Here is a 363-nt window from a genome sequence, read left to right on the forward strand (position 1 = left end):
CCATGATTCAGGATTCCGCTGCGGAGATATTTGTGTATAAGACTAACCACTCTTCCATCCTTTATTGTACGGCTCAGTATTTCTATCAGACGACTGTGGCATACGGTATCGAAGAATCGCTCGAGGTCAAGGTCTACTACATATTTGTAGCCTGAATTGACGATATCTTTCGCTCTGCGTAATGCATCATGGCAGCCACGTCTCGGACGGAAACCGAAACTACTTCGGCTAAACTGAGCTTCGTAGATGGGGGTCAGTACTTGGGTGATGGCTTGCTGTATCAGTCGGTCTACAACGGTCGGTATTCCTAACTGTCGCATCTTGCCGTTATCCTTAGGAATTTCCACTCTAAGGACAGGATTG

At 46.8% G+C, this 363-nt stretch carries 1 protein-coding gene; it reads right to left on the reverse strand.

The features are described from left to right. On the reverse strand, positions 1-363 hold a 363-nt coding region (locus tag H6A61_RS15480), incomplete at both ends, for a reverse transcriptase domain-containing protein (protein ID WP_262897257.1).

Source organism: Bacteroides caecigallinarum (assembly GCF_016901995.1).
In the GTDB taxonomy this organism is placed as follows: domain Bacteria; phylum Bacteroidota; class Bacteroidia; order Bacteroidales; family Bacteroidaceae; genus Phocaeicola; species Phocaeicola cellulolyticus.